Below are 16,995 nucleotides of genomic sequence, written 5' to 3'. Positions count from 1 at the left end.
CACTTGATACAAATATCAAAAAAAGAGAGAAGATAAATAGGAAACTCTTTCTATTTATTTTTCACTCTATTTCTCCTCCTAAAGTTTTGAAAATCTCAACTCTATTCTCAAGCTCTTCAAGATAAGTTTGCGTTAAACTTTTTTGTGAGTTTATATATGCTTTTTGAGCTATAAGCATATTTAGATAACTTCCGTAACCTATTTTATATGAACTTAAAGCAATATTATATGCATCTTGTATGGAATCTGTTAGCTCTTTTTGATTTTGAAGTTTTGTATAGATATTTTTTCTCACCATCAAAGCATCATTTACCTCTTTAAAAGCTGTTTGAATACCTTTTTGATACTCATTTAAAGCTATCTTTTTTTGAGTTTCACTCAAATCCAGCTTTGCACTATTTTCACCTGCTGTAAAAATTGGAAGATTTATAGATGGACTTATTTGCCAAAAACTATTTGGAGTTGAAAAAAGATTATTCAAACTAGAACTAGAATATCCTGTATTTGCAGTAAGAGCAATAGTTGGGAAAAATGCAGCTCTTGCTGCTCCAATATTTGCATTTTTTGCTCGTAGCTGATACTCTAACTCTTTTATATCAGGACGATTCAAAAGAGTATTTGAACTAATTCCAGATTTTACCAAGGCTAAATAGCTATCATCTTTTCTTAAATTATTTGGAATTAAACTTTCATTTAAAGTAGAACCCAAAAGTAATTCAAGCGAATTTATATCTATTTGAATTTGATTTTCATAAGCTATTATTTCATTTTGACTCTCTTTTAACATAGCAAAACTAGAAAGTACATCTTCTTTACTAATAACTCCAGCAGTAAACTTTTTTTGTGTCAATTCATAAACACTACTTAGATTTTCATCTATTTTTTTTTGTAAATTTAGATTTTCAATATTGCTTGCCAAACTTAAATATGAATTTATAGTTTGTGAAACTAAAGAGAGTTTTGTTGAACTAAAAGCATATTGAGTTGCTAAAAAACTATTTTTTGCTGCCTCGTTTAAACTTCTATTTTTACCAAATAAATCAAGTTCAAAAACAGTTCCAACAGATGCTTTATAGTTGTTTTTTATGATTCCTTCTTTTTTTTCTCTGGAAAAACTACCATTTGCATCTATTTTTGGATACAAATTTGACTCTTCAATTCTATAAAGTGATTTTGACTCTTCTACTCTTAAAAGTGCAATTTTTATATCTTTATTGTTTTCCAAAATAAGATTTACAAGAGTTTTTAAATTTTCATCTATTAAAAAACTATTTAAACTAATATTTGAATTATCTTCTGCTATTTGATAGTTTTTAAAATTTTTAGCAACTACCTCATCACTATTTATGTCTAACTTTGGAGCTAAAGATACACAAGAACTAAAAAGCATCGATAAAGCTACAAGGCTTATAGATTTTCTAATCATTTTTAACTCCTTTTGGAAATAGTTTTGTAATTATTACAAAAAATAGTGGTACAAAAAATATTGCAAGAATTGTTGCACTTATTGTTCCACCTAAAATTGCAGTTCCAATTGCAATTCTACTATTTGCTCCAGCTCCACTTGATATTGCTAGAGGAATAATTCCTGCAATAAAAGCCAAAGATGTCATAATAATTGGTCGAAGTCTTAATTTTGAACCTTTAATAGCAGCTTCTATTAAAGGCATACCATCTTTATATGAACTATTTATGAACTCAACTATTAAAATTGCATTTTTACTAGCCAATCCCATAACCGCTAAAAGTGCAACTTGAAAATATACATCATTACTTAAATCTCTTACATAAATACTTAAAACTGCTCCAAAAACTCCCAAAGGAACAACTAATAAAACAGAAAAAGGAACACTCCAACTCTCATAAAGTGCAGCTAAACATAAAAATATAACCAAAAGAGAAATTCCATATAAAATCAAAGTTTGATTACTTGCAAGTCTTTCTTGATATGAAGCTCCACTATATGTATGCATTGTTCCATTTGCATTTTCATTTGCAATTTTATCCATCTCATTCATAGCAACACCCGAGCTAATTCCAGCTGCTGCACTTCCTTGAATCTCATAAGACATAAAACCATTAAAGCGTGTTAGCTCTTCAGGTGCATAAACCCAAGAAAAAGAGCTAAATTCACTAAAAGGAACCATTAATCCACTACTGTTTCGTACTTTCCATTTATATAAATCTTCAGGACTACTTCTAAAAGGAGCATCAGCTTGAATATAAACCCTTTTGATTCTAGTTTTATCGATATAATCATTTACATAAGTTCCGCCCCAAGCAGCACTTAATGTATTATCAATATTTTTTAAATCCAATCCTAAAGATAGAGCTTTGTTTGTATCATAAGATATTTTTAATTGTGGTGACTCTTCTGTTCCATCTGCTCTTATTGAGTTTATATTTGGATTTTTATTTGCCTCTTCAATTATCTTATCTTTTGCTTGTCTTAAACCTTCTCTAGTCAAATTTGAACTAGCTAATAATTGAAACTCAAATCCATCACTACTTCCAAGACCTTGAATAACACTAGGATTTATAGCAAAAACTCTTGCATCTCTTATAAAATATTTACTATTTGGATCATTAAAAGCTTTTGTAGCTCTTTTACTTATCTCATCTACATGATTTGATTTATCTCTTAAATCCCAGTTTTTTAATGATACATAAGCAGTTCCTACATTTTGTCCACTACTTCGTGAACTAAATCCAGAAATTGTAAATATAGTATTTAAAGCATCTGCTTCTTCTATCATAAAATAATCTCTTACGACATTTGCAACATCAACTGTTCTAGAAGCAACCGCACCAACAGGTAAGGTGTATTGAATCATCAAGCTTCCTTGATCCTCTTTTGGTAAAAAACTAGTAGGTAGTTTTATAAAAATATATGTAGAAGATATGATTATTACCAAATAAAACATTATCCACTTTTTTTGACTATACAGTAATTTTTCAACCCAAAATTTATATTTGTTTGTAAAGTTCTCAAATTTTGTATCAAACCAAAAGAAAAATCCACTATTTTTTTCTTCTATTTTATTTTCATCTTTTTTATGTGGTTTTAAAATTGTTGAACATAAAGCTGGAGTTAAAGTTAAAGCTACAATTACTGATAAAACCATAGATGAGATTATTGTAATAGAAAATTGTCTATAAATTATTCCTGTACTTCCACTAAAAAATGCCATAGGTAAAAATACAACAGATAAAACAGTTGTAATTCCTATTAATGCACTGGTTACCTCTTGCATAGAAAGAATAGTTGCCTCTTTTGGATTTAAACCTTTTTCATTCATATTTCTTTCAACATTTTCAACAACAACAATAGCATCATCAACCAAAAGCCCAATTGCAAGAACTAAAGCAAACATTGTTAAAGTATTTATTGTGTAACCAAAAATATTTAAAATAGCAAAAGTTCCTAAAAGTACAACAGGAACTGCAATAGCAGGAATAAGTGTAGCTCTAAAACTTTTCAAAAACAAAAACATTACCAAAATTACTAAAACAATTGCTTCTATTAAAGTTTTTACAACTTCATTTATTGAAGCTTGTATAAAACTTGTTGTATCTCTAGGATAGGCTATTTTGTAACCTTGCGGTAACATATTTTCACTCTGTTTTAAAAACTCTTTTACTCTATTTGAAGTGGCTACCGCATTTGCTCCACTTGCAAGCTGAATAGATATTCCAGATGCTGGAAAACCGTTTAAAGCTGTAACATTACTATAACTTTGAGCCCCTATTTCAACTCTTGCAATATCTTTTATCTTTACAATACTTCCATCTAAATCTGATTTTAAAACAATATTTTCAAATTGACCAACATTTTCAAACATACTTCTTGCAGTAACCACCACAGAGAGTTGTTGATTATCCAAAGTAGGCATTGCTCCCAATCTTCCAGCACTTGCTTGCGAATTTTGAGCATTTATAGCATTTTCTACATCTTTTGGAATTAGTTTATATTTTTCTAGTTTATATGGATCTAGCCAAATTCTCATAGCATACTGACCACCAAAAACTTGAACATCTCCAACCCCATCAATTCTAGAGATACTATCTTGAAGATTACTTACTAAAAAGTCACTAATATCTGTTTTATCTGCCAAGCCATTTGAATCATACACAGATGCCATCATCAAAAAATCACTTTGAGATTTAAAAACTCTTACACCTTGTCTTTGTACATCATCTGGAAGTCTTGATAAGATTTGATTTACTTTATTTTGTACTTGAACTTGAGCAATATCAGCATTTACTTCTTGAGAAAAAGTGATTTTTATTCTAGAGTTTCCTGCACTACTTGAACTTGAAGAAAAATATAGCATTCCATCAAGACCAGTTAGTTGTTGCTCAATTATTTGAGTTACACTATTTTCTACTGTTTTAGCATCTGCTCCACTATATGAAGCATTTATATTTATTTGCGGTGGAACAATATCAGGATACTGCTCAACTGGTAAAATATATAGACTAATAACACCACTTATCATAATAATAAGCGAAATAACCCAAGCAAAGATTGGACGAAAAATAAAAAATTTTGCAATCATTTCTTAATCTTTGTATTGTGAGTTTAAATTTTTTAAAGAGACTACACTTCTACTATTTATCTTATTTAATCCCTCAACTATGATTTTATCACTCTCTTCTAAACCATCAAGAATAAGCCATTTATTATCTACTGCTCTTTGTATTTTTACTATTTTCGTAGTAGTTTTATTTTCAGGAGAAATTAGCGTAACTATAGGATTTGCTTTTTGATCTCTTAAAACTGCTTGTTGGGGAATTAAAAATCCATCAACACTCTTTTGACTTTTTAGTATTGCTTTTGTCATCATTCCAGATAGTAAAAGATTATTTGGATTATTAAAGACTGCTCTTAAAGTTACTGTTTGACTACTTTCATCTACGCTTAACTCTCTTGCTTCTAGTTTTCCTTTTATTGGATACTCAAAATCGTTGTCAAACTTCAAACTAACTTCAATATCATCTTCTAAATCTACAACTGCTTTTAGATTTAAAATCTCATTGTATGATTGAGTTAAATCTACAAAAACTGTTTGTGTATCTCTTATATTTACAAGTTCATCACTTTGATTTGCATTTACTAAAGCTCCAACTGTTACATTTGAAATACCAATATATCCGCTAATTGGTGCTTTTATATCACATCTATTCAAATCTATTTTTGCACTTTCAAGCTCTGCTGCTCTTTGTTCAACCAAAGCTTTTGATTGTAAATATGAAGCTTTTATCTCATCTGCTTCTTGTTTTGAAATTCCATCAAACTTCAAAAGCTCAAAAGCTCTTTTACTCTTTGCCTCAGCACTTATCAAACTAGCCTTTGCACTATTTAACAAAGCAATAGCTTGATTCAAACTAGCTTTATAGCTTGCACTATCAATTTTGTACAAAATATCACCTTGCTTTACAAAACTTCCCTCTTTGAAAAGTTGTTTCTCAATAATTCCAGAAACCTGAGGACGAACAAGTGCCAACTCTTTTGCTTTGACTTTTCCTATAAGTTCAATTTGAAGATTTATTGGCTCTTTTTTAGGATTTATGTACCCTACTTCTATTGTATTTTGTGCTTTTTGATTTCCATCACTTTTTTGCTCACATGAGCTTAAAAAAAGTGTTATAAGAAATAAGGAAAATATAGTTTTAATAGTATGCAATGCTTTACCTTGAATAAGAATTTATGAATATTATTATAACTTTATTAACAAAATTTTAATATTTCTCTTTATTGAAGAAAAATTGTAGCAAAATATTGATAACATATAAACAAACAATTAAAAAAGGCAAAAAATGAGTAAAATCTTAGATGATTTAATACAATCTCAATACAACTATAATGTTGCATTTTATATACATTTAAAAGAGTTCAACCAAAATGTAAGAGATGAACTTGAAAAAAGAGTTAGTGAAGTTTTCTTCTTTTCAAAAGGTGTAAACTGGAAATTTGATAGCTTTGGAATAGAAAAAGCTGGTGAAAGAAAGAGCGAAATATTAGGATTTTTCATATTTAGAACAGCAGAAGTTGAAAAGCTAAAAAAACTTTTTGCAGATGAGTTTAAAGATTATTCAAATGCCATAAAAATATCTTGTTCTATTGCAAAATATGAAAAAATTAGTGAAGAGTTTTTTGAGATTGAAGTTTAATATTTGAAATGAGGCAAAAGCCTCATTTCTCAAAAGATTAGTTTGTAATACCGTCTGAAATTGGTTGTTCAACTTTAACTTGTAGTGTTGGATCTCCACTATTTACATAGATATCAAATCCTTTATCTACACCTTCTCCAGCTGTTTTAGACCAAGATTGTTCTTTACCATCTTCAGAGATAGTGTTTTTAAATGATACACTATCAAATTCATCTCCAGTAATTTTAATCTTGTTATCGTCTCCACTCATTTTTAAAACATCATCTAATGTAATGTTTGTAAGTTTGTGATTACCATCTGTTAAATCAATAGCTTCGATATTTTTGATTAAATTTCCTAAATTAGAGAAATCAATATCATTATTTTCTTCCAATTTAATAGTATCATAACCAACTCCTCCATCGATATTTATAGAAGTAGCATTATCAATATTTAAAGAAATATCATCATCATTATCCGTACCAATAATATTTATACTATTAGATATTTCTCCATTTATATTTACTTCTATATCTCCATTTTGATGACCATCTTCACTAGTAGCACTAATATTTGCTTTAATACTTTCTTTATCTGCATCATTTAGCAAATTATCAGAAACTAAAGTTAATTGAGATTTTCCATCTTCTCCAATTTTTATAGTATAACTTCCATCTTCATTTGCTTCATATCCTTTTATAGTTACTCCACTTGGAATATCTTTTAAAGTAATAATAGATAGTTCACCACTACCAACAGTTATTGAAGCACTTAAATCTAACTCATACTCATATTGAGTAATTTTTGTATATATTGGAGTAGTCTCTACCTGTACAGTTTCATATTTTGTAATCTCTTTTGTAGGGACTTCACCTGTGTACACTATTTTTGTTGGTACACCAACAAATATTGTTTCAGTAACTTTTTCTATCTCTGTTTTTGTTTGTACAAATCCACTTAAACCATCATAAGTTGCTCTAACTTCTGTAATAGTTACCCACTCATCTGTATTTGTTGAAGCAACTGTGAAGTTCATTTGAGCTTTACCATTTTCATCTAAATATACTTCATAAGTATATTTTTGACTTAATGTTCCATTTACATATTTTACATCAAAATCATTTGGATTATCTTTTTCTATATTTTTATCAAAACTAGCCTGATTGCTATAATCTTGATTTGATGAAAAATTATAAGCACCTTGTGGAACTCCATTTGCACTAACAACAAAAACATCTTTTGTAGAATCTTTATTAAAATTCCAAGTTCCTGAAATAGTTGCATCTACTTCTATAATTACTTTTTGGAATGCTTTATCTTTTCCAAAATCAAAAACTTGGCTATTTGCTTTAGCTTCTGGATTAAATCCTTTGATATTACCATCTCCAACTGTTGAACCTAATTTAGTTATGTCCTGAGTTTGAACTTGTTTTTCACTTACAGTACTACTCCAGCTAATTCCAGCTTTTTGCATACCCTCAACATCAAGTATCTTCCCACCAACTTGTACAGTCTCTTCATGTGGATCTACATGGTATTTAATAGCCTCTATTTTTAAACTTGTACTTGTACTTGTAATTTTTACTCCAACAGCATCTTTTGGTACACTATAACCTTTTGAATCTATTCCACTTTGAGTCGTAGAACTTCCAATAACTTTTCCATTTGAATCTACAAATTCTATTTTTCCTGAACCACTCGAAAGTTTTATTTCTATATTTGAAGTTGGTTGTTCCAAAGTATAAGTTTTATAATTATTTTTAGTTATAGTATCATTTTTTCCTAAATCAGTAACCTCTTTTCCAAGAACAATACCTTTTGTCTCTTTAGTTACTTCTATCATAAAGCTTTCAACTTGTTTATCTGTTAATGAAACAGTTTTAGTAACTTCTCTTTCAACTTCGATAGTTTTTTGCTCTTTTGCAATAGTATTATCTATAACATAATATTTACCATCTGCACCTACCGTAATACCAGTATAAGTCTTACCATTAATTGTAACTGTTAAGTCTTTTAAAGCTTCAGTATCTACTACTGTTTCAGTTTTACTTACTACTTTAGTTTCATAATATTTACCATCTGCTCCTAACTTAATACCAGCTTGTTCTGTTGCAGTTTTATTAACATCTTTAGTTGTTATAGTATTAGTTGTTGCACTACTTAACTCCATATCTAATTCAGCTTTAAATGGCTCTATTGTTACAGTTTTAATAGTATCATTTGCTGTAGCAGTTGCAAAATTATTCCCATCTGTATTATCATTTGTTTCAGTTGCTTTTGCTTCTATTTGAAGGTTAATATCCCCTTTATAGCTTTGTGGAACTTTCATAGTAAGAGAATCTTCAATTTTTAATAAAGCATCTCCAGTAGTTCCTGCTTTGAAATTTACACTCCAAGAACCGTCTGAATTTTTACTAACATCATATTTTGTACTCTCTAAAACAGCTCCTGTTGGTACATTTTTGATAACTACACTTAAAGTTTCACTTCCATCTATATCTTTTAGAGATGCTGAAATATCTACTTTATAAGCAACTGCTTTTATAATATTTTCTGGTTTTGAAGTTTCGAATACACTACCATCTCCCTTAACAATAGTTCCATCACCCAGTTTTATATTTTCAAAATTTTTAACTCTCCATTCATTACCATTTGCTATCAAAGCTTGATATTCAGTAAGAGTGTATCCTTTTAAATAAACTGAATCACTATTTCCTTCTCCTCCATCAACATAATTTAGAATTTTTCCACCTAACTCTAAATAGTCATCTCCTTTTCCTAAACTGATATTGTTTGTTGCATTTCCATTAACTATAACTCTATCATTCCCAGAATCTCCACCAACTTGAATAGAAGTAGCATTTCCTTTGATTTCTAAATAGTTATTTCCACTACCTAATTCAATAGTACCATTTGAATTACCTTCAATTTTTATTTTATCATTTCCATCACCAGTACTTATAGATGAAGCATTACCTTTAATTTCTAAGCTATCATTTCCAGCTCCAAGTTGAATATCATTATTCGCATTGCCTTCAATTTTTACTTTATCATCACCATCTCCAGCATCAATTGTTGAAGAATTTCCTTTAATATGTAATTCATCATTTCCTGAACCTAAATTAATATTATTAGTTACATTTCCTTTTATAAATACTCTATCATCTCCATTTCCTGTATTAATACCACCAGCATTTTCAGAGATATATACATTGTCATTTCCATCTTGAGTATCTATCCATTGTGTTTGATTCCCCTTTATATCAACATTGTCACTATTACTAGTAAATGGATTTTGCCATCCTATACTATTTTCATTATGAGTTGAATTAGTCATAATATCTTCTTTACTATTATAACCTTCCCAGAAGTTTTCAGTAACTATTCCACCTATACTATTATTTCCATCATTATTAGAATTTCCAGTATCTCCATCAACAACTATTGTAGTAGCTCCAATTTTTGTTACATCAATACTTACAATCGGTGCATCAGCAACCGCTTTTACATCAATAGTTGTTGTGTATTCTGTACTAAATTTTCCATTCCCATCACCAACTTGGAAATTAAAGCTACTATCAATATCTGTATCTTTATTTGGTACAAATTCAACTTTTCCTGCTCCAACTTGACCTAAAGTAACAATTTGATCTTTTGTAATCTCAACTTTTATATCCTCAGTAGCTACTGTTTGAGTTCCATCTGGATTAAATATTGTATCACCTACTGTAATATTTAAGAATAACTTTCCATTTGTTGGTAATTCAGTGATTTTAAACTCTTTAGTATTTGAGGAAACTTCACCAAGATCAGTTACTTTAAGAGTATAAGATACATCTTCATCTGTAGATATACTATCATCTGTAGATTTTAAAGTAGGTGTAAAATTAAAACTCGCTTCTGTAGGATTAACTTTTTCATAATTACCACCTTCTACTTTTACTACTTTTGCAACAATATTTGATAAATCTCCTAATTCTTTAGAATCTATAGTCAAAGTTCCTCTACCTGTTGAATTTAATTCAACAGAGTATTCTTTTCCATTTACTTCAACAGTAGCTGTTGCTGTTCCTTGAGGAGGATAATTTTCATCTACTTGAATATTAAATGTTATATCTCCTCCATTTGTTACAATATCAGTTACCTCAGGATTTAATACCTCTTTGTAAACAATTTTGTTGATTAAATAATCATCTTTATTTTGTGGTGCAGAAAACTCAACTTTATCAAATGATACTATTCCCCCATTTGAATCTGGTAACTCAAAAGTAAATGCTTTATCAACTCTATCTGAACTTCCTTCAGCTTCTTGAGTTTTTATTAAATTATTATTTTCATCATAATATTTAACAATAGCTTTTGTAGTACTAGAACCATCACCATCAACCGTAGCATAACCAACAACTTGTCCATCTTTTACAAATGTAAGTTTTGCTGTTTCATGGTTATTTCTCCAAGCAAAAGAGACATCAAGAGAGTTTACATCCTTACCATCTGTAAATTCAACAACAATTTTTTCTTCTACTCCTAACTCTTTTGTATCTCCATTTGAAAGGTTTGTACCTTCCACTCCAAATCCATCATGGTTTGTACCTTTAATTATTGATAAATCTGTTTCTTTACCATCACTATTATATCCAGTAACTTTAACTCCCGTTGTTCCATCAGTTACAGTAGTTACATCTATAATTTTTGGTGTTGTAACTGTTGCAGTAATTGTTACATCAACAGCATCTTCATCATTTAGTATATTTGTAACCGCTGGCGTATCATCGAATGTTAAATTCTCAAAGCTTCCACTACTTCCTGCATTTGCTTCACTTACACCAGTAATTTTAGCAGATAATGAATCAGATTCAATATATTTATCCTCACCACTTCCATCATTATTATCTCTATTTACTTTGTCTGCTATTACAGTTCCTGAATTACCATCTTTTGGAATTGTAATTGTTAATGCAGGATTTGTATCACTTGCTGGTTCTCCATTAGCTCCAACACTTAATGTTACTGTTATAGCATTATTTGCTGTTACTCCATCTGGAAGTTTTGCTGTATATGTAATTGCATTTCCTATATAAACTCCATCTACTTCATGATTATTATCTTCATTTACTTCTGCTGTTGCTGTTAAAGTTACTGTTGTTGTATCTTCTGTATCTTTTACTGTTATTGTTGTTTGTGCATTTGGATTTACTTTCTCAAAGTTTCCACCACTTATTTCTGTTACTTTTGCAGTAAGTGTTGGTTCTCCATTATAAACATCATTTGCTTTTACATCTACAGTTAATGTCGCTTTTCCATCTGCATCAAATGTTACATCATAAGATTTTCCATCTACTTCTACTTTTCCTGTTACAGTTGTTCCTGTTTGTGGTTTATTTGAAAGTTCTAATTCAAATGTTGCTTTTCCACCCTCTGTTGTATCTGTCCCAGTAATTTTTACTGTTGTTGTATCTTCTGTATCTTTTACTGTTATTGTTGTTTGTGCATTTGGATTTACTTTCTCAAAGTTTCCACCACTTATTTCTGTTACTTTTGCAGTAAGTGTTGGTTCTCCATTATAAACATCATTTGCTTTTACATCTACAGTTAATGTCGCTTTTCCATCTGCATCAAATGTTACATCATAAGATTTTCCATCTACTTCTACTTTTCCTGTTACAGTTGTTCCTGTTTGTGGTTTATTTGAAAGTTCTAATTCAAATGTTGCTTTTCCACCCTCTGTTGTATCTGTCCCAGTAATTTTTACTGTTGTTGTATCTTCTGTATCTTTTACTGTTATTGTTGTTTGTGCATTTGGATTTACTTTCTCAAAGTTTCCACCACTTATTTCTGTTACTTTTGCAGTAAGTGTTGGTTCTCCATTATAAACATCATTTGCTTTTACATCTACAGTTAATGTCGCTTTTCCATCTGCATCAAATGTTACATCATAAGATTTTCCATCTACTTCTACTTTTCCTGTTACAGTTGTTCCTGTTTGTGGTTTATTTGAAAGTTCTAATTCAAATGTTGCTTTTCCACCCTCTGTTGTATCTGTCCCAGTAATTTTTACTGTTGTTGTATCTTCTGTATCTTTTACTGTTATTGTTGTTTGTGCATTTGGATTTACTTTCTCAAAGTTTCCACCACTTATTTCTGTTACTTTTGCAGTAAGTGTTGGTTCTCCATTATAAACATCATTTGCTTTTACATCTACAGTTAATGTCGCTTTTCCATCTGCATCAAATGTTACATCATAAGATTTTCCATCTACTTCTACTTTTCCTGTTACAGTTGTTCCTGTTTGTGGTTTATTTGAAAGTTCTAATTCAAATGTTGCTTTTCCACCCTCTGTTGTATCTGTCCCAGTAATTTTTACTGTTGTTGTATCTTCTGTATCTTTTACTGTTATTGTTGTTTGTGCATTTGGATTTACTTTCTCAAAGTTTCCACCACTTATTTCTGTTACTTTTGCAGTAAGTGTTGGTTCTCCATTATAAACATCATTTGCTTTTACATCTACAGTTAATGTCGCTTTTCCATCTGCATCAAATGTTACATCATAAGATTTTCCATCTACTTCTACTTTTCCTGTTACAGTTGTTCCTGTTTGTGGTTTATTTGAAAGTTCTAATTCAAATGTTGCTTTTCCACCCTCTGTTGTATCTGTCCCAGTAATTTTTACTGTTGTTGTATCTTCTGTATCTTTTACTGTTATTGTTGTTTGTGCATTTGGATTTACTTTCTCAAAGTTTCCACCACTTATTTCTGTTACTTTTGCAGTAAGTGTTGGTTCTCCATTATAAACATCATTTGCTTTTACATCTACAGTTAATGTCGCTTTTCCATCTGCATCAAATGTTACATCATAAGATTTTCCATCTACTTCTACTTTTCCTGTTACAGTTGTTCCTGTTTGTGGTTTATTTGAAAGTTCTAATTCAAATGTTGCTTTTCCACCCTCTGTTGTATCTGTCCCAGTAATTTTTACTGTTGTTGTATCTTCTGTATCTTTTACTGTTATTGTTGTTTGTGCATTTGGATTTACTTTCTCAAAGTTTCCACCACTTATTTCTGTTACTTTTGCAGTAAGTGTTGGTTCTCCATTATAAACATCATTTGCTTTTACATCTACAGTTAATGTCGCTTTTCCATCTGCATCAAATGTTACATCATAAGATTTTCCATCTACTTCTACTTTTCCTGTTACAGTTGTTCCTGTTTGTGGTTTATTTGAAAGTTCTAATTCAAATGTTGCTTTTCCACCCTCTGTTGTATCTGTCCCAGTAATTTTTACTGTTGTTGTATCTTCTGTATCTTTTACTGTTATTGTTGTTTGTGCATTTGGATTTACTTTCTCAAAGTTTCCACCACTTATTTCTGTTACTTTTGCAGTAAGTGTTGGTTCTCCATTATAAACATCATTTGCTTTTACATCTACAGTTAATGTCGCTTTTCCATCTGCATCAAATGTTACATCATAAGATTTTCCATCTACTTCTACTTTTCCTGTTACAGTTGTTCCTGTTTGTGGTTTATTTGAAAGTTCTAATTCAAATGTTGCTTTTCCACCCTCTGTTGTATCTGTCCCAGTAATTTTTACTGTTGTTGTATCTTCTGTATCTTCTATAGTCACAACCGAACTATCGCTTGTATCTAAACTAACATAGTTACCACCTGTAGTACCTGTAATTGTGTAAGTTTCTGTACTTTTATCAATATAAACATCTTCACTATTTGGATTATCAAATGTTACACTACTAGTTGTTTGTCCAGCTGGTATAGTTATAGTTTGTCCATTATTTAATGTGATTATCAAATCTGTTTGTGGTGCATTTGTAACAGTTGCTGTAATAGTTATTTGATTACCTTCATTTATAGTTGGGTCTGATAAAGTAATCACAGAAACTGGAACTCTTGTATCCACTGGAGTTGTTGCACCAACTGGATTTAAAAGCTCAGTTGGAATTTGCTCTTGAGGATTTTCAGGATTTCCTTCACCAAAAGAAGTATCTCTTAAGTCACTTCTGACATCAGTTGAATCACCAGTTCTTGAGTTAAATTTACTTCTTAAAGCTCCTCCATCAGCAGCTCTTTCATCACCAGCATTTGTTGCTTGTTCTGTTACATCACCTGCTGCTGTCTCCATATCTGCTTCATCACTAGCTTCTGTATTATTCCAAGCGCTTAGAGTTTCATCTACCTCTTGTTTATCAAATGCTAACTCTTCATTTCCAAAAGTACTTGCTAATAAAGTAGCATCTAAAAGTTGTTCACCTTGACTTAGTGTTATTAGTTCATTTGTATCAAAAAGTATTTCTATTTTTGATAAATCTGTATTTGAGTTTGCAGCAACTATCGTATCATTTAAAGATACAGTGTCACCTACTTTTAACTCAGTTAAATTTCCTAGAGAATCTTTTACGAAAAATTGCCCCTGTGCAATTGATTGTATTTGTGCTAAATTTGCCATAATTATCTCCTATTAATAATAAAGTTAAATATTTTAACAGAATAAAAAAATTAATACATCACCCATTGGGGTGATTTTTTAATAATTTTCTAAATTTTTTTACTTATTTTTATATTGAAAGTTATTTTAGGTTTATTGGAATTTCTACTCTATATCTTTTGGCTCAAATTTTTTGGCCAATAGTAGCAAAATTGCTCCTCCCAAAACAATAAAAGCTGTAAGATATAGTGCATAATCATAGTTTCCATATTTTTCAATAAAATATACACTATAAAGTGGTGCAATTACCTGACCTATTCCGTATGAACTAGTCATTGCTCCCATTAAAACTACAGGATTTCCCCTTGAAAGCTGACCACCAAGGTTCATAAAAAGTGCAACTAGTCCTATAAAAGTACCTCCATACAAAACTCCACTTAGAAGATTTAAATAGATATTTGAGCTAAAAGCAGGTATTAAAATCCCAACTGATTGAAGTAAAAGCGCTATTATAATAATATTTGAACTTCCAAATCTATGAGCTAAAAGCATCCAAATAATACAAGATGGAATCCCAGCAACTCCAACTAGTGTCCAAGTAAGACTTCCATAACCTTCAAGACCTTTAAGGTTGTTTATAATATCTGGTAAAAATGTAGCTTGTACAACAAATCCAACACCTTCTGTAAAATATGCAATAATTAAAATTATCACAAAAGGAGTAAAAATAGAGATATCAAACTTTACTTTTACTGCATTTTGTTTTACTTCTTTATCAAATGATAAAATATAAACACTATAAAAAGATAAAATGATTGCAAAAAGAGCTAAAACTGCCCAACTATCTCTCCACGAATAATTTAAACTTAACACAAATCTTGCTAATAAATCTGTTGTTAAAATAGAAAAACCAATACCACTAAAATGTATACCCATGGCTTTTGTTTTGCTTTTAATCGTAAGTTTTTGCATAACAATAGATGTTCCAACAATCAAACACATAGCACCAGCAAATCCAGCTAATACTCTTCCTATCATCCAAAGTGTATTGTTATCACTATATGCCAAAATAAAAGTTGTAGAAATAGCTAAAAAAATACCAAATCTATACAGATATACTTTAAAATTTATATCTTTTACAAAAATTGAAAAAATAGAACCACTTAAATATCCAGCAAAATTTAGTGAAGCTAAAATCCCAACAAATTTGATAGTTAAATAATTATCAAGCATAGCAGGAATAAGTCCTGTAAAAGCAAATCTAGCTACTCCTAAACCAATAATTATTGAAAAAATCCCAGCGATTAAAATCGCGATATTATCATTTCGATTAAACAATCTTTGTATCATAATCTAGCTCTCTTATAATTTTTGGCATAATATCACGAATAGTTATTTTGTGTCAAATAATCAATAATGATAGGTGATATAAGGAAAAATGATATGGATTTGAATTTATTAAAAGTTTTTGTAAGTGTGGCAAATCACAAAAGTATCTCAATGGCAGCAAATGAGCTAAAATGTGCTCAATCAAATGTAACTTCAAGAGTAAAACAGCTTGAAAAAGTTTTAGGATTAGAACTTTTTCATAGAGTTCCAAAAGGTGTTATTTTAACATCAAGTGGAGAGAAATTTTACCCACAAGCTTTAGAAATAATACATAAAATGGAGAGTTCAATAGCAAGTTTATGCGAAGATAAACAAATGAGTTCTTTAAAGATAGGCTCTACTGATTGTAATGCTGTTGTGAGAATTTCTCCATTTTTACTAAAACTTCACGAAGATTTTCCAAAGATGCAATTAGAACTTTTTACTGGAACTACAAAAGATATTATGCAACTAATTTTAGATTACAAAGTTGATATTGCATTTATAAGTGGGGAGCCAACAAATGATAGTTTGATGATTTTAAAAAAATTTGAAGAGGAGATAGCTATTTTAGAGCCTCACGAAGAAAATACTCCAAATGTAACTTTGAGCTTCAAAGATGGTTGTGTTTATGATGAGTTTCTAAAAAACTACTACAAAGAGAAAAATATATATGTAGAAAAAACTCTTCCTTTTGGAAATTTAGAGACTATTCTTTCATGTATCAAAGTTGGTATGGGAAAAACTTTATTACCTACAAGCATAGTAAAAAAGATGGGATATGATAAAGATATAAAAATTACTATTTTGCCAAAAGATGAAGCAAATATACCAACTTGTTTAATTTGTAGAAGAGATAATATTCCAAAAATTAGTGATTATTTAAAGAAAATGGATATTTAATCAATAAGTGATGAGTATAGTGTTTTAGTTAAACTTCTGCTGTAAGTTTTATACTCATCATTTATCAATCGAAAAGATGGTGGATTATAACAAAAGTTTATTTTATTTACATTTATTTTAAAAACTTCTTTAAA

At 29.9% G+C, this 16,995-nt stretch carries 7 protein-coding genes; 2 read left to right on the top strand and 5 right to left on the bottom strand.

From position 1 onward, the window contains the following. Window positions 1-61: 61 nt before the first annotated feature. From ACRYA_RS00110 to ACRYA_RS00100, 3 genes are read right to left on the bottom strand one after another with little or no spacing between them, the layout of a single operon-like run. Window positions 62-1,426, bottom strand: coding sequence for an efflux transporter outer membrane subunit (locus ACRYA_RS00110; RefSeq protein WP_105917812.1), 1,365 nt, complete (start codon window positions 1,424-1,426; stop codon window positions 62-64). Continuing rightward, a complete protein-coding gene (locus ACRYA_RS00105; RefSeq protein WP_105917813.1) occupies window positions 1,419-4,559 on the bottom strand; it encodes an efflux RND transporter permease subunit in 3,141 nt (1,046 codons plus the stop codon). The genes ACRYA_RS00110 and ACRYA_RS00105 overlap by 8 nt, the downstream gene beginning before the upstream one ends. A gap of 3 nt (window positions 4,560-4,562) precedes the next feature. Further along, window positions 4,563-5,687: an efflux RND transporter periplasmic adaptor subunit gene (locus ACRYA_RS00100; RefSeq protein ID WP_105917814.1), complete on the bottom strand. Its 1,125-nt coding sequence runs from the start codon at window positions 5,685-5,687 to the stop codon at window positions 4,563-4,565. A 133-nt stretch (window positions 5,688-5,820) separates the two neighbouring features. On the opposite strand from ACRYA_RS00100, the gene ACRYA_RS00095 reads away from it, so the two are divergent. Continuing rightward, a complete protein-coding gene (locus ACRYA_RS00095; RefSeq protein ID WP_105917815.1) occupies window positions 5,821-6,174 on the top strand; it encodes a hypothetical protein in 354 nt (117 codons plus the stop codon). Window positions 6,175-6,211: 37 nt separating this feature from the next. Here ACRYA_RS00095 and ACRYA_RS00090 read toward each other — a convergent pair whose 3' ends face one another. Together ACRYA_RS00090 and ACRYA_RS00085 are read right to left on the bottom strand one after the other, a co-directional pair. Further along, complete coding sequence (locus tag ACRYA_RS00090; RefSeq protein WP_121443254.1) at window positions 6,212-14,611, bottom strand: immunoglobulin-like domain-containing protein; 8,400 nt, start codon at window positions 14,609-14,611, stop codon at window positions 6,212-6,214. Between the two features lie 144 nt (window positions 14,612-14,755). After that, a complete protein-coding gene (locus ACRYA_RS00085) occupies window positions 14,756-15,937 on the bottom strand; it encodes a YbfB/YjiJ family MFS transporter (RefSeq protein WP_105918202.1) in 1,182 nt (393 codons plus the stop codon). A 96-nt stretch (window positions 15,938-16,033) separates the two neighbouring features. On the opposite strand from ACRYA_RS00085, the gene ACRYA_RS00080 reads away from it, so the two are divergent. Further along, window positions 16,034-16,861 (top strand): LysR family transcriptional regulator, encoded by an 828-nt coding sequence (locus tag ACRYA_RS00080; protein WP_105918182.1) that lies wholly within the window; start codon window positions 16,034-16,036, stop codon window positions 16,859-16,861. Window positions 16,862-16,995 lie beyond the last annotated feature (134 nt).

The sequence above is a fragment of the Aliarcobacter cryaerophilus ATCC 43158 genome, assembly GCF_003660105.1.
GTDB lineage: Bacteria > Campylobacterota > Campylobacteria > Campylobacterales > Arcobacteraceae > Aliarcobacter > Aliarcobacter cryaerophilus.
The sequence above is the reverse complement of the archived record's forward strand: the minus strand, read 5'-3'. Positions and strand labels throughout refer to the sequence as shown.